General features: G+C 57.8%; 17 protein-coding genes, 1 tRNA gene and 1 pseudogene. 2 read left to right on the top strand and 17 right to left on the bottom strand.

The window, feature by feature from the left end:
* Positions 1 to 102: 102 nt before the first annotated feature.
* The 11 genes from E4T63_RS25645 to E4T63_RS25595 form a co-directional block, all read right to left on the bottom strand.
* Positions 103 to 1,914: an alpha/beta hydrolase family protein gene (locus E4T63_RS25645; RefSeq protein ID WP_135296697.1), complete on the bottom strand. Its 1,812-nt coding sequence runs from the start codon at positions 1,912 to 1,914 to the stop codon at positions 103 to 105.
* Positions 1,880 to 3,052 carry a pyrroloquinoline quinone biosynthesis protein PqqE gene (gene pqqE, locus E4T63_RS25640; RefSeq protein ID WP_097089108.1) on the bottom strand — a complete coding sequence of 391 codons (1,173 nt, stop codon included), beginning with the start codon at positions 3,050 to 3,052 and terminating at the stop codon, positions 1,880 to 1,882. Before pqqE ends, E4T63_RS25645 begins: the two co-directional genes overlap by 35 nt.
* Positions 3,024 to 3,299: a pyrroloquinoline quinone biosynthesis peptide chaperone PqqD gene (pqqD, locus tag E4T63_RS25635; protein WP_003228880.1), complete on the bottom strand. Its 276-nt coding sequence runs from the start codon at positions 3,297 to 3,299 to the stop codon at positions 3,024 to 3,026. The genes pqqE and pqqD overlap by 29 nt, the downstream gene beginning before the upstream one ends.
* Complete coding sequence (gene pqqC, locus E4T63_RS25630) at positions 3,296 to 4,048, bottom strand: pyrroloquinoline-quinone synthase PqqC (protein WP_096796665.1); 753 nt, start codon at positions 4,046 to 4,048, stop codon at positions 3,296 to 3,298. Before pqqC ends, pqqD begins: the two co-directional genes overlap by 4 nt.
* Before the next feature lie 135 nt (positions 4,049 to 4,183).
* Positions 4,184 to 5,095 carry a pyrroloquinoline quinone biosynthesis protein PqqB gene (pqqB, locus tag E4T63_RS25625; RefSeq protein ID WP_135296696.1) on the bottom strand — a complete coding sequence of 304 codons (912 nt, stop codon included), beginning with the start codon at positions 5,093 to 5,095 and terminating at the stop codon, positions 4,184 to 4,186.
* 81 nt (positions 5,096 to 5,176) lie between these two features.
* Positions 5,177 to 5,251 carry a pyrroloquinoline quinone precursor peptide PqqA gene (gene pqqA / locus E4T63_RS25620; protein WP_003422658.1) on the bottom strand — a complete coding sequence of 25 codons (75 nt, stop codon included), beginning with the start codon at positions 5,249 to 5,251 and terminating at the stop codon, positions 5,177 to 5,179.
* 158 nt (positions 5,252 to 5,409) lie between these two features.
* On the bottom strand, positions 5,410 to 7,827 hold the full coding sequence (gene pqqF, locus E4T63_RS25615; protein ID WP_135296695.1) for a pyrroloquinoline quinone biosynthesis protein PqqF: 2,418 nt from the start codon (positions 7,825 to 7,827) through the stop codon (positions 5,410 to 5,412).
* Between the two features lie 48 nt (positions 7,828 to 7,875).
* The gene (locus tag E4T63_RS25610; protein WP_041070017.1) at positions 7,876 to 8,670 is read right to left on the bottom strand and encodes a carbon-nitrogen hydrolase family protein; all 795 of its coding nucleotides are present in this window, start codon (positions 8,668 to 8,670) and stop codon (positions 7,876 to 7,878) included.
* 12 nt (positions 8,671 to 8,682) lie between these two features.
* The gene (locus E4T63_RS25605) at positions 8,683 to 10,365 is read right to left on the bottom strand and encodes a flavin monoamine oxidase family protein (RefSeq protein WP_098965925.1); all 1,683 of its coding nucleotides are present in this window, start codon (positions 10,363 to 10,365) and stop codon (positions 8,683 to 8,685) included.
* Between the two features lie 207 nt (positions 10,366 to 10,572).
* A complete protein-coding gene (locus E4T63_RS25600) occupies positions 10,573 to 11,034 on the bottom strand; it encodes an Lrp/AsnC family transcriptional regulator (protein ID WP_025108603.1) in 462 nt (153 codons plus the stop codon).
* A 157-nt stretch (positions 11,035 to 11,191) separates the two neighbouring features.
* Complete coding sequence (locus tag E4T63_RS25595; protein ID WP_135296694.1) at positions 11,192 to 11,932, bottom strand: hypothetical protein; 741 nt, start codon at positions 11,930 to 11,932, stop codon at positions 11,192 to 11,194.
* Between the two features lie 475 nt (positions 11,933 to 12,407).
* Between E4T63_RS25595 and E4T63_RS29115 the strand changes: the two genes are divergently transcribed.
* Both E4T63_RS29115 and E4T63_RS25585 read left to right on the top strand, forming a co-directional pair.
* A complete protein-coding gene (locus E4T63_RS29115) occupies positions 12,408 to 12,968 on the top strand; it encodes an HNH endonuclease (RefSeq protein WP_412103641.1) in 561 nt (186 codons plus the stop codon).
* Positions 12,969 to 13,308: 340 nt separating this feature from the next.
* A complete protein-coding gene (locus E4T63_RS25585; protein ID WP_135296692.1) occupies positions 13,309 to 14,379 on the top strand; it encodes a DNA cytosine methyltransferase in 1,071 nt (356 codons plus the stop codon).
* Here the strand turns inward: E4T63_RS25585 and E4T63_RS25580 are convergent.
* From E4T63_RS25580 to E4T63_RS25550, 6 genes and pseudogenes are all read right to left on the bottom strand, one after another.
* Entirely contained in the window at positions 14,315 to 14,728 is a 414-nt protein-coding gene (locus E4T63_RS25580) for a very short patch repair endonuclease (RefSeq protein ID WP_245223406.1), read from the bottom strand. The two genes, E4T63_RS25585 and E4T63_RS25580, sit on opposite strands and share 65 nt — an antisense overlap.
* A gap of 51 nt (positions 14,729 to 14,779) precedes the next feature.
* The gene (locus E4T63_RS25575; RefSeq protein ID WP_135296691.1) at positions 14,780 to 15,517 is read right to left on the bottom strand and encodes an MAE_28990/MAE_18760 family HEPN-like nuclease; all 738 of its coding nucleotides are present in this window, start codon (positions 15,515 to 15,517) and stop codon (positions 14,780 to 14,782) included.
* Positions 15,504 to 16,607, bottom strand: coding sequence for a DUF262 domain-containing protein (locus tag E4T63_RS25570; protein ID WP_135296690.1), 1,104 nt, complete (start codon positions 16,605 to 16,607; stop codon positions 15,504 to 15,506). The genes E4T63_RS25575 and E4T63_RS25570 overlap by 14 nt, the downstream gene beginning before the upstream one ends.
* 383 nt (positions 16,608 to 16,990) lie before the next feature.
* A pseudogene (locus tag E4T63_RS28580) lies at positions 16,991 to 17,693 on the bottom strand (tyrosine-type recombinase/integrase); the annotation flags it as partial.
* 126 nt (positions 17,694 to 17,819) lie between these two features.
* A tRNA-Ile gene (locus tag E4T63_RS25555) sits at positions 17,820 to 17,896 on the bottom strand.
* Positions 17,897 to 17,911: 15 nt separating this feature from the next.
* Positions 17,912 to 21,658, bottom strand: coding sequence for a bifunctional diguanylate cyclase/phosphodiesterase (locus E4T63_RS25550; protein ID WP_135296689.1), 3,747 nt, complete (start codon positions 21,656 to 21,658; stop codon positions 17,912 to 17,914).
* Positions 21,659 to 21,734: the final 76 nt, after the last annotated feature.

The following is a 21,734-nucleotide window of genomic DNA, read 5'->3' as shown; positions in this document are numbered from 1 at the left end:
AGGCTCACTCCCACAGGGGATTTGTGTTGTGAACACGGTCAACTGTAGGAGTGAGCCTGCTCGCGATAGGGGCACCGCTATTTTGAAATGTAAATGCGGCGCTTAGTCCGCCAACCCCATCACCCGCCGATAAAACTTCCACTCCTGCTCCAGCGCATGCGCTTGATTCACCGCGCGGCGAAAGCCATGGCGCTCCTCGGCGTAGTAATGCGCCTCGACCGGGATGCCGTTTTGCTCCAGCGCCGCGACCATGTCGCGGGTCTGTTGCGGCACCACCACCGCATCCAGTTCACCCTGGAAGAAAATCACCGGCACACGGATGTTGCTCGCATGCAGTAGCGGCGTGCGGGCGGCGTAGCGCTCGGCATCCTGTCCGGGATCGCCGATCAGCCAGTCGAGATAATCACCTTCAAACTTGTGGGTCGCCCGGGCGAGTGCCACCGGGTCGCTGACGCCATAGAGGCTGGCGCCCGCGCGGAACACCTGCTGAAACGCCAACGCGCATAACGTGGTGTAACCCCCGGCGCTGCCGCCGCGGATAAACGCGCGCTCGCCGTCGATCAGACCTTGCTCGGCCAGATATGCCACCACTGCGCAGGCGTCCTCGACATCCACCTCACCCCAACTCAGATGCAACGCCTGACGATATTCGCGACCGTAACCGCTGCTGCCGCGATAGTTGAGGTCGGCGACGGCGAAACCACGCTGCGTCCAGTACTGAATGCGCGGGTCGAGCATCGGGTAGCAGGCCGAGGTCGGACCGCCGTGGATGAACACCATCAGTGGCGGTCGCACTTCATCGTTCATCGCCGGATAAAAGAAGCCGTGAGCCTCACCGCTGCCGCTCGGGTAGCGCAAGGTCTGCGGACGGCTGATGCGCTCCGCTGGCAAAGGTGCAACACCCCCGGCCAGCACTTGCACCGAGTGGGTGGTGCGATCAATAGCGATCACGGCCGAAGGACTGATGGGCGAGGCGGCGATGCAGTAGATGAATTGCTGATCCAGCGCCAGATGCCGAAAGCGGCTGTAGTCGCCGGTAAAGTCTTCGCCGTCGAGCGCCAGGCGACCAAAACCGCCTTCGCTCCAACTTGCCAGAAACGAATCGCCTACCGGCAACCAGGTACTGCCACCCATCTGCCACGGGGCGGGCGCATGATCGGCTTCGGCACAGGGCAGTCGCTGCAAACCGTCGGACGTTTCGCCCCACGGCTGCCAGAATCCGCCGCGATCAGTCAGGCACAACAGGCGTCCTTTCGCGTCAAATCGCGGTTGCTGGATCGACTCTTCAAGGTCAGCCCCCGCCACGCAATGCGGTGCGCCGAAGCCACCCTCAGCCAGACGCTCGGCAACCATCAATCGGGTGGATGTCCAAGGCTGATGCGGCCGACTCCACTCGATCCAGGCCAGTCGCGAACCGTCCGGGCTGATGGTCGGCGCAGCGTAAAAGTCAGCACCTTCCGCCAGCAAATGCCGCGTGCCATCAGCCAGATCAATCGCTACCAGCCGATGCTGGTCGCGCAGTTCCTCGACCGCCAGCACTTGGCCGAACGCAAAATGCAGATCGCCATAACGACACTCGCCAGAAGTCAGCACCTCGGGCGCGCCATCCAGCGCCTGCCGATACAACTGCTGATCCGCCTCATTGACGAAAACCACCCCGTCCGGCGTCAGACAAAACGCGCCACCGCCATATTCGTACACCCGGCTACGCACGCTGAAGCCATCCGGCGTCAGACATTTCGCCGCGCCGTCGCGCCAGTGCCAGATCCGGCACGCAGCATCTTCGGGGCGATATTCATTCCAGAACAAACCGTGGGCACCGAGTTGCAGTTCGGCGAAATCCATTCCGGCGGCGACAGCCTGGGCGGCGCTGAAAGGCTCAGCCCTTGGCGATGAGGCGTGAGTTTCGTTCATTACGGAAGGCCAGTTGTTCGATGGTCTGAGTGGCGGTCTCGGCTTCTTCGCGGGCCTTGAGAATCACGCCGTGATGGTCGGACTTGCTGCACACCGGGTCGGCATTGCTCGCGTCCCCCGTGAGCATGAACGCCTGACAGCGGCAGCCGCCGAAGTCCTGTTCCTTCTCGTCGCACGAGCGGCACGGCTCGGGCATCCAGTCGTAACCGCGAAAGCGGTTGAAGCCGAACGAGTCGTACCAGATATGCTGCATGCTGTGGTCGCGCACGTTGGGAAATTGTACCGGCAGCTGTCGGGCGCCATGACAGGGCAGGGCAGTGCCGTCCGGGGTAACCGTCAGAAAGATGCTGCCCCAGCCGTTCATGCAGGCTTTCGGGCGTTCTTCGTAGTAGTCCGGGGTGACGAAAATCAGCTTGCACGGATGCCCTTCGGCTTCCAGTTTGGCGCGGTATTCGTTGGTGATGCGTTCGGCGCGCACCAGTTGCTCTTTGGTCGGCAACAGGCCGACACGGTTGAGCTGTGCCCAGCCGTAGAACTGGCAGGTGGCGAGTTCGACGAAGTCCGCTTCGAGCGCAATACACAGCTCGATGATGCGGTCGATCTTGTCGATGTTGTGCCGGTGGGTGACGAAGTTCAGCACCATCGGATAGCCGTGGGCCTTCACTGCACGAGCCATTTCCAGTTTCTGCGCGAAGGCTTTTTTCGAGCCGGCGAGCAGGTTGTTCACTTGCTCGTCGCTGGCCTGGAAACTGATCTGGATGTGATCGAGACCAGCCTTTTTGAAGTCGCTGATCTTCTGCTCGGTGAGGCCGATGCCGGAAGTGATCAGGTTGGTGTAGAAACCCAACTGTCGCGCTTCACGGATCAGTTCGGCGAGGTCTTGACGTACCAGCGGTTCGCCACCGGAAAAGCCCAGTTGCGCCGCGCCCATCTCCCGCGCTTCGCGGAACACCTTGATCCACTGCTCGGTGCTCAGCTCTTTGCCCTGCTCGGCGAAATCCAGCGGATTGGAGCAGTACGGGCATTGCAGCGGGCAGCGGTAAGTCAGCTCGGCGAGCAACCACAGCGGCAGGCCGACTTCAGGTTTTGGCGGTACTTGCACCGATGCCTCAGGCAAGTTCGATCCAGTGCTGCGCACGGGCAACCTCCATGAATTGCTCGATGTCTTCACCGAGCTCGGGCACGCCGGGGAACTGCTCGTCGAGTTTGGCGATGATCGCCGCGACATCGCGTTCACCGTCGATCAAACCGCCGATCAGCGCGGCGCTGTCGTTGAGCTTGATCATGCCCTCGGGGTAGAGCAGCACGTGACCTTTTTGCGCCGGTTCGTACTGAAAACGGTAGCCGGGACGCCAGGTCGGGATCTTGCTGCGATCAAAACTCATAAGGTGATTCCTTTGTGCCAGACCCGCTGCTCGGTGACGCTGTGATAGGGCGGGCGGTTCAGTTCGTAAGCCATGCTCATGGCATCGAGCATGCTCCAAAGAATGTCCAGTTTGAACTGGAGAATTTCCAGCATGCGCTCCTGACCCTCGCGGGTCTTGTAGTGCTCGAGCGTGATCGCCAGACCGTGCTCGACATCGCGCCGCGCTTGACCCAGGCGAGTGCGGAAATATTCGTAACCGGCCGGGTCGATCCACGGGTAATGCTGCGGCCAGCTGTCGAGACGCGACTGGTGGATCTGCGGCGCGAACAGTTCGGTCAGCGAGCTGCTGGCGGCTTCCTGCCAACTGGCGCGGCGGGCGAAGTTGACGTAAGCGTCGACGGCGAAACGCACGCCGGGCAGCACCAGTTCCTGGGAGCGCAGCTGATCCGGGTCGAGGCCGACCGCCTGACCGAGACGCAGCCAGGCTTCAATGCCACCGTCTTCACCGGGGGCGCCATCGTGGTCGAGCAGGCGTTGAATCCACTCGCGGCGAATCTCGCGATCCGGGCAATTGGCGAGGATCGCCGCGTCTTTCAGGGGGATGTTCACCTGATAGTAGAAGCGGTTGGCGACCCAGCCCTGAATCTGCTCGCGGGTGGCACGGCCTTCGTACATCGCCACGTGATACGGGTGGTAGATGTGGTAGTAGGCGCCTTTGGCGCGCAGGGCGGCTTCGAATTCGCTGGGGGACAGCGGGGTGTCGGTCATTGCGGTTCTCCGGGGAACAACCGTTGGAATACTGGGTGTCTGTTCGGACGTCTTCGCGAGCAAGCTCGCTCCCACAGGGTTTGTGAACGCCACAGAATCCTGTGGGAGCTGGCTTGCCAGCGATGGGGCCATCCGCTACAGCACAATACTCATGCCGTCATAAGCCACTTCAACATTACGCCGCGCCAGCTCCGCGCGCTCCGGCGAATCTTCATCGAGAATCGGGTTGGTGTTGTTGATGTGGATAAGCACCTTGCGCTGCTCGGGCAACTGCTCCAGCACTTCGAGCATGCCGCCGGGGCCGTTCTGCGCCAGGTGGCCCATCTCGCGACCGGTGCGGGTGCCGACGCCACGGCGCTGCATTTCATCGTCATCCCACAGCGTTCCGTCCACCAGCAGGCAATCACTGGCGGCCATGATTTCCAGCAGCGGTGCGTCGACCTTGCCGAGTCCCGGTGCATAGAACAGTTTGCCGCCGGTGTTCATGTCTTCGACGATCAGGCCGATGTTGTCGCCCGGGTGCGGGTCGAAACGGTGCGGCGAATACGGTGGCGCGGCGCTGCGCAACGGCAGCGGGGTGAAGCGCAGGTTCGGGCAGGCAGCGACAGTGAAGCTCTGGTCGAGCTCGATGCGATTCCAGCTCAAACCGCCGTTCCAGTGGGTAAGCATCTTGAACAGCGGGAAACCGGTGCTCAAATCTTCGTGAACCATGTCCGTGCACCAGACCTGATGCGGGCAGCCTTCGCGCAGGCTGAGCAGGCCGGTGGTGTGGTCGATCTGGCTGTCCATCAGGATGATCGCGCTGATGCCGGTGTCGCGCAGTGCACGGCCCGGTTGCATCGGGGCGAAGCTCTGCAGTTGCGCGCGGATGTCCGGCGAAGCATTGCACAGCACCCAGTTCACGCCATCATCGGAAATCGCGATGGACGATTGGGTGCGGGCCTTGGCATTCAGGCTGCCGTCGCGAAAGCCTGCGCAATTGACGCAGTTGCAGTTCCACTGCGGAAATCCGCCACCGGCGGCCGAACCCAGAATCTGGACGAACATGAACGCTCCCATCTTTCAACGCTGAAAATAAAACGCCCCGGCGAGCCGAGGCGTTGCACTGCAAGTCTGCGTAGGCAGAACTCAGCGGCTGGCGAAGTACATGGTGACTTCGAAGCCGATACGCAGGTCGGTGTAAGCCGGTTTTGTCCAGGACATAGGGTGACTCCTCATTGGGTGGGTGGGATAGCGCTGTCCATAGTTATAGTCCATGGCCGCGCCGGGATGTTCCAAATAGTTAGGCTGCTATGTTACTCAAAATTTCAACGGTATTGCCCGTGAATCTTTGAGAAAGCTCCTTGCAGCCTTGGTAATGATCATTTTGTCGCTTGCCACGGCGCGCCGGGTGACGATGCGCTGGCCAGGCAGCGCCAGCCGCCCTTGGCGTTGAGCAACCGCTGCGCTGCCTCCAGCAATGTTGAGCGTTTCAGTTGACCAATGGCTGTGTGCAGTTGCGCCAGATAATCCGACGAGTGGCCGGCGAGCTTGGCCTGCCACAGCAGCTCGGCGGCGTCCTTGTCGGACAGATGATTCTCAGCGAACTGATCTGCGAGTGACTGGCGTTGCTGGTTGAAGTCCTCTTCATCGAGGTTTTCGATCAGCGCAGGAATGCCCTCGAGGAACTGCTGGATATGGCCGAGCAGCTCAACTGGCGCAGTATTCGGCGACTGCACACCGAACAGCAATCCACTCTGGCCATGCATCTGTCGCAAGGCGCTGAACACTGCGTAGCCCAATTGCAATTCGACTCGCAGGCGTTGATAGAACGGTGTCTGACACAGCTGCGCGAGCAAGCGCCAGGCGGCTTCGTCGGCGATCTCGCGACTGGCGCTCGGGCAGAACATTAGCAAAGCATGTTCGCTGGACGCGGTGTCGATGTGGCTCCACAGATGTTGCGTATTGATCGTCGGCGCTGCCGGCAATTGATTGTCCGGTGTGCCGGGGATGCGGCTCAGGGCCAGGCCCATGGCCGATTGCGTCTGTGTGTTGAGGCCAAGGGCCAGTCCGTCCCAGCGCGAAGTTGTCCACAGCTGTTTGACGTCGTGCGACTCGACGGCCGATGACAGACAATATTCAGGCAACGCCTTGAGCAACTGGCGGATCGGTATCAACGGTGTTTCTGCCTCTGCGCTCGCTGAATCGGCGTCAATTTGCGTCAGACATTTCAGCGCGTGCTCCAGGACACTGGGCATCGGCTCCTGCAAGCCCGTCAGTTTCAGCAGCCACTGAGTGCCGGTGGCACTGAACGCCAACTCGACGCCGGCCTGCCGCGCGTCTTCCTGCGTTTCCCGCAGACTGCGTCGCAGCTTGCCTTGCAGATCTGTGCCGGCCGCCGCCTGCGTTTGCCAACGCAAGTAAATCGCGCCGTGGTCGCTATGATCCGGCAACGCCTGGCTGAACTGCATCGGCGAACGCTCACGCCGACCGCGCGAGCGATCCTGAGCGAAAGTCCGCAAGCCACGATGGGCGCTGGTCTGGCCGCGAATCAGGCCGGCGTTGGCCAGAGGCTCGTTGGAGCCTAGAAAAGGATTGGCGGCAGGCAGGTGCCAATGGTCGCTGAAGTTATCCACAACGCCGATGTCGCGCAGGATCTGTTTGAGCGCAACCACGCCGTTTTCCGACAGACCGTTTTCGTGTTGTTCACTGTCGAGCCGCGCCAGTTGCAGGGCGCCGCTGATTTGCTGCTGACGCTCACGCAGCTTGGTGTATTCCTCGCGCAACGCTGCCCAGTCCTGTTGCGCGGCAAAGAAGCTCAACCAGTCCAGAAACTGTTCACGAATGGCGCTGAAGGATTCGGCTGGGGTGGTGAATTGCAGATGCAGCAGCGCTTGCCCGGCGAACTGATACGGCGGCACGGCTTTCAAACCGTCCGCGAGGCGTTGTTGCTGCAAATGGGCGAGCAGCCCGCCGGGCTTGGCGCTGTTCAGCCAATGGCAGAGAAACGCCAGCGCTTCGGCGGACGAGTCGGGCAGCGCTTCGAAAGCGAACAACAGATTGCCGCTTCGCTCGCCGACCTGTTGATAACTTTTTACCGCCAATGGCAGCGGCGCTGCTTGCTCGACCTTATCCCCAACCGGCAGCACGGCGGCGAACTGCTGCGCCAGTACGCGCAATTCCTCGATGCTCTGCGGCCCGACCAGGCTCAGCGTCATTTGTCCGGTGCGATAAAACTGCCGGTGGAAATCTTTCAGCGCCTGTTGAAACGCTGGTAACTCAACTTTCAGGCTGTCGCGATTTCCCGCATGAAACCCGCGCAGCGGATGTGTGGCCGGCAATCCCTCGTACAGCGCCAGTTCCTGCTGAGCCGTGGGATCTTGCGACCACGCGACAAATTCCGCGTCCAGCACTTCGCGTTCGCGCAACTGATCGTGCGGATTCACACGCGGCTGGGCGAGCATGTCTGACAGGCGCTCGAGCCCGGCACTGAAGGCCGAGGTCGGCAGTTCGAAGAAAAAGTCGGTGGTGCGTTCACGGGTACTGGCATTCACTTGGCCACCGTGACTTTGCACGTAGGCCATCAGCGCCTGACTCGCAGGAAAACGCTCAGTGCCGAGAAACAGCAAATGCTCAAGAAAATGCGCCAGCCCCGGCCACTCCAGTGGCACATCATGGCTACCGGCCGCCACCCGCAACGCAGCGGCGCTGCGCTTCAAGCCGGGCACCTGACGCAGGGTCACGCGCAAGCCGTTTGGCAGGGTTTCAGTGTGGGGGCGGGGGTGAGTCGGCGCAGGCATGGGCACTTCCAGAACAGTGAAGTGCCAATGCTAGCGGATTGGGTGGGGTCAGCGCTTGTTCAACGCATGGTAAAGCTCGGGACGACGGTCGTTGAGGTAGCGATTGGCGGCGCGGGAATCGGCCATCAACTGTCGATCCAGCTCACCGACGATCAACGCTTCATCAAGTCCGGCCTGGGCGATACGGCTGCCGTCCGGCGCGGCGATGCTGCTTTGTCCGCAATAGTGGATCTCGCCTTCCTGCCCGCAATAATTGGCGTACGCCACGTAACACTGGTTTTCGAAGGCACGGGAACGCACGGTAACGTCAGCGACGAAATCGAACGGAATCATGTTTGCCGTCGGCACCAGAATCAGCTCGGCACCGGCCAAGGCCAGACGTCGCGCGTTCTCCGGAAACTCCAGGTCGTAGCAGATCAGAAAGCCGAGCTTCCAGCCGTTGAGTTCAACCACCGGAAAATCATCTTCGCCGGGGCTGAACATCGATCGATCGAGATCGCCGAACAGATGGGTCTTGCGGTAATTGCACAGGCGCTCGCCGTGCGCGTCGATCAACTGCACGGCGTTGTAGATCTGCCCGTCGGCCGTGCGCTCGGGGTATCCGTAAGCGATCGCCAGCCCGGCGGCTTTGGCGATTCGACCGATCTGTTGCGCCCATTCACCGTTGTAGACCTCGGCCAGCGTACTGACTGCCTCGGCGCCGATGTTGTAGCCGGTCAGGAACATCTCCGGCAGCACCAGCAGGTCCGCACCCTTGGCCTCCATCGCCAGTTGCTGCAGGCGATGCAAATTGGCGGCGGGTTCCAGGGGCAGCGGTGGACATTGGTAAAGGGCTACACGCATCGGGGATTCCTCTTACTCGGGCAGGGCGATAGGGCCGATGTCTTTGAACACATCACCCGGGCCCGGGTTCTCTTTATGTGTCGAACCGCCGAAGTGTTTCATGATGCCCCACACCGCGTTGAGTGAAGTTTGCACCGCGCCTTCGACCCACGCCGGGGTCCACGACACGTCGTCACCGGCGATGAAAATCCCCCGCTGCTCCGCCGGCATGTCGTCCTGCATGAAGTGCGCGTACATGCGCTGGTTGTAGCGATAGTGGCCGGGCAGGGCGCCTTTGAATGCGCCGAGGAAGTACGGGTCGGCTTCCCACGACACGGTGATCGGATCGCCGATGATCCGCGCGGCGATATCGACTTTCGGGTAGATCTTCTTCAGCGCGTTCAACGCCAGCTCTACGCGTTTTTCCACCGGGTGCGGCAGCATCTTCAGCGCGTCGCTCATCCACGAGTAGGACAGGCAGATCACCCCCGGCTTGTCGTCACCGTTGTCGAACAGATAGGTGCCGCGGGTCAGGCGATCGGTGAGGGTCATGCTCATCAGGTCGCGGCCGGTTTCTGGATCCTTGTCCTTCCAGAATGGCCGGTCGACCATCACGAAGGTCTTCGACGATTGCATGTAGCGCGTGCGGTCCAGCGCCATCCACATCTTCTGCGAGAACAGGGTTTCGTCGCATTCGATCTGGGTGGTCAGCAGCCAGCTCTGACAGGTGGTCAGCACGGCAGCGTATTCGCGGGTGTCGCCGTTGTTGTCGGTGACGGCAAAGCGGCCATCCGGGGCGTGAGCGATTTTCTTCACGCCGGAACGTGGCGCGCCACGGTGCAGGGATTTCAGGCTGGTGCCTTCCGGCCAGTGCACGCAGCGCTCCGGCACATGCCGCCAGATGCCTTGCGGCACTTGTTCCACACCGCCAACCACCAGATGCTGGTGATCGTCGCAGTTGGTCATCACCACGCGGAAGATTTCCAGCATCGAATTGGGGAAGTCCGAGTCCCAGCCGCCGGTACCGAAGCCGACCTGACCGAACACTTCGCGGTGATGGAATGACAGTTTGGCGAAGGCTTTGGAAGTGGCCACGAAGTCGTAGAACGTGCGGTCGTCCCACAGCGGAACGAGTTTATTCCACAGTTCTTTGAGGCGTGGTACGTCGCGCTCACGGATCGCTTGCTGGATATCAGCGAACTGCGAGCCAGCCTCCAGTGCATCCGCCCAGGCGTCAGCCACTTCCTGGAACAGTGCAGGAAGATCCTTCAGGCTTTGTGCGTAATGGGTTTTGCCTTCGAGATCGATCACTGTGCTGCCGGAGGCCGGTGTCAGCGGGTTCGGGAAAGGTTTGGTCTCGAGACCGAGCTTGTCGACGTAGTGATAAAACGCAGTTGAGGACACCGGGAAACGCATGCCACCCAGTTCCGCGACGATGCCGTCGGTGCCGTTGAACGCTTGCGAACGCAGGCGGCCACCCAGTTTCGAGGCCTCGTACACCACCGGTTTCAAGCCGAGCTTCATCAGTTCGTAGGCGGCCACCAGACCCGCGATACCGGCGCCGACAATCGCCACTTCAGCGCCGTGATGGTGTTCAGGAATGCTGCCGAGACCGGCCGGGTGTTCGATCCAGTCGTCGAAGGCGAACGGAAAGTCCGGGCCGAAAATGGTGACGGGTTTCTTACCGTCTGCAGGATGGCGATTGTTCTTGTTCATGGCTGACCTTGCTGGCGACCCGACGCAGGATGCGCGTCTGAGTATAGGAAAAGATGCCAGCCATTCTAGGGAGCGTAGAACACGTTAATAAGACGCAAAGTGTCGTCGTTTTGCCAGTTAATTGATCAATATGACGATTAATGACTGCATTCCGACCAAATGTAGGAGTGAGCCTGCTCGCGATGAGGCCATCAAGCTCACCAGCGCTCAAACCGGCTGCCCCCGATCAATCTTGCTGCTCAAAATGATCGAAGTCGTGGTCTTCTCAACCCCATCCACCCCGCCAATCTGATCCAGCAACTGATCCAGTTGCTCCGGCGAGTCGGTGCGCAACCACGCCACATAATCAAATTCGCCACTCACCGCGCACAACTGCTGCACCTGCGCCATCGCGCTCAACCGGCGCAATACCTCTTTGCCGGAACGCGGCTGCACCTTGATCCCGACATACGCCTGCAACCCGCCATCGACCACGCGCTGCCCCAAACGTACGCCATAACCGGTGATCACCTTGGCCTTTTCCAGACGCGCCAGTCGCGACGTCACTGTGGTGCGCGCAATGCCCAATTGGCGGGCAAGCATGGCCACGCTCTCGCGAGCGTTGATTTGCAGGGCGGCGATTAGCTGCCGGTCGATTTCATCGAGCACGGGCGGGCGGATGTCGGGCAAGGAAGGCTCCATAGGGCGCGGATCTTGGAGCGAGCATGTTACAGGCTCAACCGACGAGACGCTTGTGGGCGGTAATCGAATGATTGGCCAACGGGGCGCGAAGAGTGGACAGAAAAATCCGCGTAATTGCGCGGATTTTTATGCGTTGGATTGACCGTTATCTGGCCATTCTGCGTAAGGCTTGATCGATAAGTTCGATCTGGAAGCGGTATCGGAGATTTACGCGTTTGAGCAATACCGCTCCTATTGAAAGACCGAGTACCAAGGCAATGATCATCAATAAGGCGCTATCACCCCAGTTTCCGCTCACAGGTCCGGCCAACAAGGTCTTACTGATCCAGGGGAAACCGCCGAATTTTTCCGCGCAGACGTAGGCCGTTCCCAGCAGAGCAAGGGCTGCAGCTTTTTCTCCAAAAAACAGGGCGACACGCGCTTCTGCTCGATTGATTCTGAGTTCGAGCCAATACTTTGCATCTAGAAGTGCCACTTCCGAATGAGGTTCAAGTGAATCTACCAACGCATTCTCGTGTCTGACATCGGCAATCATGCTTTTCAAGGTGATGGTCTCCCATCGGAAAAGCGCGTAGACCAGTGCCGCCATGGGTGTAAGCAGTGACAGCAAAGTAGATATTGTCGAGAAGAACACAAGATAGAGAGCCAGATATTTGGCCTCTTCCGGCAACGGAGTCTGCGACGTATGCCAGTAGGCCATGCAGGCCGCGACGGCCATCCCGGCACCGCCGAGAATGAGACACCAATTGGCAAATTTCTCCGCATTCACTTCGAGTCTGCTAAGCCGTGCAGATGCCTTCAGGGGTCTGCATGTACTCAAGTGTTCAAGAACTTTGATGGTATCGTCGATGTGTATTTCTGGAAGTTCCTTTTCCATTACGCTCATTGCATGCTCCGTTGCGATTTGATTTTACGTATGACCCGCAGGCACCACTCACATCCAGGTGGATGGGGTCGACTGAGTGGCTGACGAGACACAAAAACAAAAAAGGCCTATGCCATCAAGCATAAGCCTTTGTATGTTTGGTGGGCCCACACGGACTTGAACCGTGGACCAAAGGATTATGAGTTGCTGGGCGAGCTGGTATGTCTAGAGAAATCGTTCGTAGGTGAACGAAGGTTGGCATAGCTGAAGGCCCCGTCGTTACTGGTGTTGAGCGTAATTTGGAGAAGCTGACTTAAGCTGAGCACTGTACCTCATACGTACTGATTTTATAGCGAGAATTCCCGGAAAATCATTGGCTTGATCTGAAATAGGCTCATGTAGATGGGGCAGCGTCAGCCTACTTCATGGTTTATGGATGAGGGCGATCTTGCAGTGGCAGAATGCCCCTGTCAGTCAGTGAGCAGGGGGAGATGTCATGAGACCGGATCGACTAGACCTCATCGATAAACAAATGAGATTGATACTGGCTGTGAAGCGAGGCCGGTCGGATAGCTGGTGCCTCAGGCTGTGGAGCCGCTTCATCAAGGCTAGAGACGGCTATCAATGCGTTGTTTGTGTCTCGGACGATCGTGTTCAGGCTCACCACATCTTTCGTAGATCGGTATACCCGTTCGGCTGGTTCCAGCCAGGTAACGGCATCACGCTTTGTCACGAGTGTCATGAACGGCAGCACTCTACATTCAATGGCCGGCCAAATATGCGCTTGCCGATGGGTGCGGAAGGTGGCGATAACCTGGAAGATTCGCTCGTCTATTTCGATTGCTTGATTAGGTCTGCGCACGCTCAGGGGCTTTATCACGACGAGTTCTACTACATTGACGATCACATGCTATTTTTCTTCATGCGTCTGCAACAGTGCGAGCACATGCGTGAGTTCGTGGAGTGTGGAAAGTATAGCCGGCTCAGAATCGCTCATGAGGTCTGGCGAACGTCGCCGCCGAGTATTCTAGCGGCTCTCATACGGGCAAATCATTGATATTCCGAAATAGGTATTCTGCAGCATTTCTCCGGGGTGATAGCTTGGAGGCTGCTGTAGCAGCACCAGCGCCTAGGCGCTGTACGAGTTCCTTGACACCCACTGTGGATCTTCAATCGCCCAGTTTCTGTTGGGGGCGGCTCCGTCTGAAGAATCCAGCGATGGCGAAGAGGTACAAACTCAACAATGAGGCGTGGGACCTGATCAAAAGATCTGTTTGAGAATCGGAGGAGGAGTGTTGTGTTTGAGGTTGCCAAAAAGCATGTATAAATTTTCAGTATTCGACCTCGATCTTTTGCCCTGAACCGGATACAATGACGTCCGTTAGGAGGCTATTTCCATGCATGATATTGACGCCGTTGACCTTTTTTGTGGTGCGGGAGGACTGACCGCGGGTCTGCTCAAGACCGGCATCAGTGTACGCGCTGGCTACGACATCGATCTCAACTGCGAATATGCCTATAAGACGAACAATGGTGCCGAGTTCGTCGCGGAAAGTGTAGATATTGCCAAGGTAGAGGATGTTGCCTCTTGGTATCGCCCTAGCCGAATCAAACTCCTGGCAGGCTGCGCCCCTTGCCAACCTTTTTCGAGTTACAACCAGGGTCGAGATACCAGCACGGATCGCAAGTGGCCGCTTCTGTATTCCTTCGAAAAGCTCATCAAGGGAATCAAGCCCGAGCTGGTCACTATGGAAAACGTACCTGACGTGACCAAGCACAAGGTCTATCTTGACTTCGTGCAAGGACTACAGGACGAGGGCTACCATATCTGGGCGGGTACGATCCATTGCGTGGATTATGGCCTTCCCCAACAACGCCGCCGCCATGTGTTGCTGGCTTCGAGGCTTGGCCCTATTGCGATGATTCCGAAGACTCATGCTGGCAAGCCTGTGACGGCCCAAGAAGCTATTGGTCATCTCCCCAAACTTGCTGCGGGAGAATGCGACCCTAGTGACCCGCTGCACCGGGCAGCGACGCTGACCCCAACGAACCTTGAGCGCATCAAGCGTTCAACGCCGGGCGGCACATGGAAAGATTGGCCTGAGTGGCTACGTGCCGATTGTCATCGTAAGGCGTCCGGCAAGACCTATCCGAGTGTTTATGGTCGGATGCGCCATGATGCGCCGGGGCCGACCATGACGACTCTGTGCTATGGATTTGGTAACGGTCGTTTCGGCCACTACGACACGGAACAGCATCGCGCAATCTCGCTTCGGGAGGCCGCCACCCTGCAATCCTTTCCTGAGACTTATCAGTTTATGCCGCCTGAGAAAATTACCTTCAAGGCGGTGGGGCGTATGATTGGAAACGCCGTTCCTGTTAGGCTCGGGGAGGTTATTGGTCTCAGTATTCAGCGCCATCTTGAGGAACTGGACTCAAGGGAGAAAGTAGCGAAAATTCTCCCCTAAGTCTTTCTTCAAGAGTGCATTGGTCCTTCGTTTCACATTCCCACACCATCAGAACTCGCCAGCCCAGCGCTTCAAGCTGGGCGGCTTTTCTAGCATCTCTTTCTACGTTGGCATCGAATTTGGGTAGCCAGTAGTCCTGTCGCGTTTTCGGTGTTGTTGCGTACCTGCAACTAGGGTGGCGATGCCAGAAACAGCCATGCACAAAAATTGCGGTCTTGTGCTTTGGCAGGACTATATCTGGGCTTCCAGGGAGCGTTTTTTGGTGCAGCCTAAAGCGAAGCCCCATCCTATGAAGTAGCTGTCTAACCTTCATTTCAGGCCGAGTATGCATCCGCCCGACTGATTTCATGATTTTCGAGCGTATGCATTGATGGTTAATTTCTTTCAGTGTTACTTCCTCTCAAGCCTGTAGTGCAGGTGGTGCCGCATATTTCTTCTCTCTCAGATAGAACGAAACTGACCATAGTACCGATCTGAGATAAACCGTGGTTTGATAATGAACCTTCGAAAGATATTCTGGTGATGTGTCTTGGCCGCATTGTTCGAAGGATAGTCTGCCATGCGCCAATGCATTTCTCTTATCTCTCACGTCTTTTAATTGGCGCAGTGTTTGGCGCCCGTTCAAGTTTGGGTCTGCAGTTTGAAAACCATATTTCTTAGCTGTTGTCCTGATTTCTGCACAGTCGACATTTCCAGAAAATATCTTTTCTCTATCGTAGCCCAGACGCGTTATGGCAATTTCGATGGGGTGAGTTCTCCCATCAAGGGCAGAGCTATGATTGTCCTTGATAGCACGCTTGAAGTGGCTTAAAGCTATGTTTTGTAGATTACTACTTAGCTGGTCGAAGCCAAGATTGTCACCATCTACAGTTTTGTGTATTGCATCTATGGCATTAGTCATGGTCGCTTCGACCAAGTTGTAGAGTAGTAGGTACGTGTTTGCTCGTAGAGTTTTAGTCAGCTCGCGAGAAAGTTCAGCCCCCTCTATTGGAGCCAGTACCCCATTTACCTCGCCGGCTAAGGCGACGGATCTGTTGTTTGCGATGGCCTCTATAAAGTCTATATATCTACTGACTTCCGCGCACCGTTGTCGAAAAAGGTCATACAGCTCAACCACTAATACTTCACTGTTGGTCATACTCGACCTCTCGTCCCAGCAAGTTATCCCTTACAAAGTGGATACGGTTTAGCACTTTAGGTCTTGAATTGCTCGCGTCAGAACGAGTCAGTATTTTGAACTCATCGCTCGCAAGCCACGCCATAGATGCAGGAGCCAGTCCTGGGGCTTCTTGCTGAGCTAGAGCGACGCCAACCGAGATTGATTCGAAGCGAATTCGAGGCACAGACGAGTTATTTGGTGCTTTCTTGAATCCGTGTGGGAAGAATCGCTGAACGAAGTCCAGCATGCTTTCGAAGGTTGCTATCAAATCATCTCGGTTGAAGCCGTTGGTGTTCATATGGTCGAGGTACCCATCCAAGAACTCGTCCACACGTTTGTTGAAATCCTTGTATCTATGAAGGTATGCGTAAAATCTGAGCACCATTTCTTCATAGTCGCGGTGATTGATTCTGACGTCACTAATCGGACAAAGCTGTCTGAATCTTAGGTTAGAAGCGACGTCCCGAACAAAGTCAGTGAACGGCCCGTCTTGTGAGCCGAATCTTTGTTCCATATCTTTCAGTTTAGTACCGCCGGTATTTAGCCGGTCGAAGAGTTGACGACGAGCTTCTTCATCAACCTCCATCAGCTCAATCATTCGCATGGTCTTGCGTCTGAATCTGAGCTGGCGAGAGACTGGGAAATCTTTGAAGTGAAAGCCATTCAGCATTGGCAGCATCTTCAGGTCGTCGAGCTTGAATTCATTGGTTAAGAAACGAACCAAAGTCCTGATTCGTTGTGAACCGTCGACAATTTCTAGGCGTCCCTCGTTTTCTCCCGTGTGTACGTCTGCAACATACAAATATGGAATAGGGAGGTTGAGAAGTATTGACTCAATGAATCGACCTTGCTGTTCCTCGCTCCAAACTAACTCTCTCTGATAGTCAGGGATGAACAATTCTGCCTTGTCGGTTTCTTCTAGCTTGTCTATATATTTCGACACAATTACTTCAATAGGGTACTCCCTGATGTCGAAGTCTGTTTCTTTTTGTCTTTCGATTATTTGCTTTTCAGCTTCCGCTTTTTGGTCGTCACTTATAAGTGCGAACATTTCTCCTTGCTTAGCCATTAAGATTCCTTGCTCTCTGAATTAATAAGATTTTGGTAATATATATTTGGTTTGTCTTGGCGCATTATTTGAATAACCCCTCGTCGCCGTGTTCGGATCAACGGTTTTTTAGCATACACCGGTTGGGAATCGATAGCTTCGGCAGAGAGGAGGGGGCGGCGATAGCCGAGTAGAGCAGCAGAGCTGGCGTTGGCGTCTCCCGTTGACTGGCGGTTACCGCAGTAAGGCACTGCGGGGTGTCATTCCATTCTGCTTTCATCGATACCCAATCCGTTGAACCATCTATTAGATGTCATTATGGCATCGCGCTGGGCAAGTGGAGGAGCTACCTTAGTCGGGGGGGGGCTGGCTTACCTACCGGGGTGCGTTATGAGGTGATTTTCGCTGTCGTTCTTGGTATCTGAGAGGCGGACCACGCGTCTTTTGAGATCGACTTGGTGGCGACGTAGGCCTGTGATTTCCGAAGAGCGCATTCCCGTTTCCAGAGCGATACGGACGATCCACCCAAGATTGGGTTGCTGTGGTTGTTCACGGCTGCCAGTAGTCGTCGTTCCTCCTCAGGGGATAGACGACGGTCACGACCTTCGCCTGGGCTCGGCTTACGAATATTGAGCACTGGGTTAAAGGTCAATCCAAGGCCCCACTCTTGAATCGCAACCGTGAACAGATGGCTCAGTAAAGCTAGCTCCAGCCGCACGGTGTTGTTACTCGTGGGATTGCCGCGGTTGGTGAGTGAGCCCAGTCGGGTATCGCGATAGTTGGCGATTACTTCGGACGATAACGCCGCGAGGGAATACTTCCCCAGGTGCCGTATCAGTTGCTGCGCCTTGGTTGCTTCCGCTCTCTGCGGTGTGGGCTTCTTGGTAGGGCTCACTTCACGTAGGTATTGCTGGCGCACCTTTTCGAGCGTCAGCCGCTCGGAGCCGCTGCGTTGGATATACTCGCCGCGCACCATTCGTCTTCGGTGCGTCGTGACCAGTCTTCGGCGTCGCGTTTGGTGCGGAAGGTTTTGGCGTTGGTCGGCCATCCGGTTTTGCGGATGACGGCCTTCCAGGTGCCGGCAGGGGTTTTGACGATTGTGGCCATCTGAAGGACTCCAAAGGCGTGCAAGCGAAGCCGCACTGTACCTAATTTGTACCTTTAGACCATAGGACTGTATCCGCGATGGTTCCGCCAGAAACGCGAAAGCCGCGCAATGCGCGGCTTTGGAGTTGGTGGGCCCACACGGACTTGAACCGTGGACCAAAGGATTATGAGTCCTCTGCTCTAACCAACTGAGCTATAGGCCCTCAGTAGGCCGCGGATTATAGCGACGGTTTGGCGGCTGTGCTATCCGAATAATCCGATACGGTTACACGAAGAAACGTTGCGGCGAATTCTTCCGGGGGCAGCGGCAGGCTGACGATGTAGCCCTGGATCTGTTCGCAACCTTCGGCGGCGAGGAATTGTTGCTGGGCCTGGGTCTCGACGCCTTCGGCGATCACGGTGAATTGCATGCTCCGGCCCAGAGCGATGATCGCGCGGACAATCGCCGCGTCGTGCGGGTCATCGGGCAGTCCGCGAACAAAGGACTGGTCGATCTTGAGGATGTCCAGCGGCAGGCGTTTGAGGTAACTGAGCGAAGAATAACCGGTGCCGAAGTCGTCGATCGCCAGTTGTACGCCCAAGTGTTTGAGCTGGTGCAGCACCGCCAAGGCCTCCTCGGCCTGGCTCATGATGAAGTTTTCGGTAATTTCCAGTTGCAGTAAATCCGGCTGCAGACGGTTGTCCCTGAGCAGTTGTTCGATGCGCCCGAGCAGATTCGGTTGCCGCAGTTGCGCGCCGGCCAGGTTGACCGACAGCGGGCCAAGGCTGTCGTAGATCTGATTCCACTCGAACATCTGCCGACAGGCGGTTTCGAGCACCCAATCACCTATCTGCAGGATCATGCCGTTCTCTTCAGCCAGCGGGATGAAGTGCTCCGGCGGCACTTCCCCGAAGGTCGGGTGACGCCAGCGAATCAGCGCTTCGGCACCGACCAGGCGATGGTCGTCGAGGCTGATTTTCGGTTGGTAGTAGAGGAACAACTCTTCGCGCTCGATGGCCCGGCGCAGTTCGTGCTCCAGTGCCACGCGCTCGCTGGCCTGGGCAGTGAGGTCGCGAGTGTAACTTTCGACGCGGTTGCGGCCCTTGGCCTTGGAGCGGTACATCGCCGCGTCGGCGTTTTTCACCAAGGTGGCGACATCGCAGCCATCCCGTGGATAGAGGCTGGTGCCGATGCTGGCGCTGATGAAGAACTCGTGCTCACCGGCCTGGAACGGGGCGCCGAAGCAATTGAGCAGTTTGGTGGCGATGTGGTCGGCGTCGCTGGCCTGTTGCAGGCCTGGCAGGAGGATGATGAATTCATCGCCGCCCAGGCGCGCGACGGTATCGATGTCGCGCAATTGTTCTTTCAAACGCACGGCGATGCCCTTGAGCAGCAGGTCGCCGACCGGGTGGCCGAGGCTGTCGTTGATGTGCTTGAAGCGGTCGAGATCGAGGAACAGCACCGCGCCCTGACCACCGTTTTCCTGCTGACTGTTCAGCGCGGTGAGCAGGCGACTTTCGAACAGGGTACGATTCGGCAGGCCGGTGAGCGGGTCGTGGTGCGCCTGATAATCGAGCTTGGCTTGTGCGTGTTTGAGGCTGGAGATATCGGCGAACACCGCGACGAAGTGGGTGATGAACTTGTCGCGGTTGCGTACGGCGCTGATGGTCAGCCAGCTCGGATACAACTCGCCGTTCTTGCGCCGGTTGGAAATCTCGCCCTGCCAGTGTCCCTCAGCAGTCAACTGGTGCCACATTGCCGCATAAAACGCGCTGTCATGCAGTCCCGAGGCGAGCAGACGCGGTGTGTGACCGAGGGCTTCGCTTTCGCTGTAGCCGGTGATTTCGGTGAACGCACGGTTGACCGCGCTGATGTGCTGCTGGGTGTCGGTGATCAACACGCCTTCGGCGGTGCTCTCGAATACGGTGGCGGCCTGCTGCAGTTTTTCCTGCATCAAATGGCGCTCGGTGATGTCCCGGGCAATGGTCAACATGCAGTCTTCTTCACCGATCGGCAGCGGACGGCTGGATACTTCGCACAGTCGGATTTGCCCGTCGCTGCGGCGGATATGGCAGGTGAAATCGCGTACGAAGCCGTCGCGGTGCAGCAGGTCGAGCATCTGCTTGCGTTCGTTGAGGTTGACCCAGATCCCCAGATCCAGCGCCGAGCGATCCACCGACATCGCGCTGTTGAATCCGGTGATGCGACTGAAACCCTCGTTGACCTCCAGCAGCAAGCCATCGCTCTGACGCGACAGCAGCAAGCCGTCCGGCGAGGCGTGAAAGGCCTTGGCGAACTTCTCTTCGGAGGTTTGCAGTTGCTGCTGGGTTTCCTTGAGCTGGGTGATGTCGCGCACGACCACCACCAGCGCCGGAGTGGTATCGAGGTCGAAGGGCTCGGCGGAGATCAGACCGGTGAACACCTGGCCGTTGTTGCGGCGAAAGGGCATCTCCAGGTTGCGGATGCTGCCGGCCTGCAAGCGCTGTAACAGCCCGGGCCCGACCCCGGGGATGCCCCAGATATTCAGTTCAGTGGCGGTCTGGCCGACCACGTCTTCCGCCTTCAGGCCAATCTGCTCTTCAAAGGCTTCGTTGACCTCCAGCAGACAGCCGTCGGACAACCGCGCGATCACGAGGATATCCGGGCATTGCTGGAACACCGACGCGAACTTCTGCTCCGAAAGCCGCAGCGCCTCCTCAGTGCGCTTGGTTTCGCTGATGTCGATCATCAGCCCGCGCATCACAGGCTCATGGCCATGTTCAATCAGACTGACAATGTCACGCACCCACAGGCAGCGCCCGTCAGCGGTGATCACCCGATAGTCGAGGGTGTGATCGCGTCCGTCGCGTACCGCCTCATCGCAAATGGCCTGGGCGCGGGTCAGGTCGGCGGGGTGAATGATGTTGCGCCAGAAGCCCGGAATCAGCCAGTGCGCCTGTGGATAACCGAGCAGATCTTCGGCATGGGGCGACACATAGCTGTAGGTGAAGTCGCTCATGCGCGCTTCCCAGGCGATGGCCGAAAGGCTCTCGACCAATCCGCGGTAATGATATTCGCTGCTGCGCAATTCCTGTTCTAGGTCGACGCGGCGGGCGATTTCCGAACTCAAGCGGCGATTGATGCGAATGACCACCGCCAGAATGCTGACCAGCAGCAACAGGCCCGGAAGGCCATAGATCAGAAGATCCGACCAGAATGTCCGATGGTCCAGAACATTACCGACCCAATGTTCCTGAATGCTGCTGATTTCCTCGGGGCTCATGTCCGCCAGGACTTTGTCCAGAATACCCACCAGCATTTTGTTGTCGCGGGGTACGCCCATTGCCAACTGATAGCGATACGGGGTTTCGCCGCTGACGTATAAACCGTCGAGCTTGAGCTGGCGCAGACTCCAGACGCTGGAGGCAAGGTCGCCGACCACGGCGTCTACCTCGTCGGTAGCCAGAGCCTGCAAGGCCGAGCTGACATTGGGCATGGCCACCAGATTCAGGTCGGGATGGTGGGTGCGCAGGAGTTCGTGGGGGGCGTAATTTTCCACCACGGCGATCTTCAGACCGTACAGGTCCTCGATTTTGCGCGGCTGAGCGCCGCCGATGTGGGCGAGGATCACGATCGGGAAATCGAGGTAGGGGCGGGTAAACGACAGATAGTTCTGGCGCTCCGGCGTGGACATGATTCCTGGCAGCAGGTCGATCTTGCCGGTTTTCACCTGCGCCAGCACTTCGGTCCAGCTCGATGGCTCGACCGGATTGAGTTTGATCGACAGGCGCTGGCGGATCACGTCGATATAGTCGGCGGCCAGGCCTTGATAGCGATTCTGTTCATCGCGGAACTCGAACGGCGGCCACGATGCATCGACACCCAGGCGCAAGTCCGGGTGAGCCGCCAGCCAGCTACGTTCTTCATCGGTCAGAGTCAGCGCGTCAGCCGTTGCGGTCCAGATCATCAGTGACAGCAAGAAAAGCACGGGCGCCAGTCTGGGCATAACCGTCTCGTTATGGCACGGGATTCATTGTTTCGAGTGTAGACGGGGTATGCCGGGGAGGGGCGGTGCGAGGGAT

The sequence above is a fragment of the Pseudomonas fluorescens genome (genome assembly GCF_004683905.1).
GTDB classification, from domain to species: Bacteria; Pseudomonadota; Gammaproteobacteria; order Pseudomonadales; family Pseudomonadaceae; genus Aquipseudomonas; species Aquipseudomonas putida_A.
Note: the sequence above shows the minus strand (reverse complement) of the source record. Positions and strands in the feature narration are given on the sequence as shown.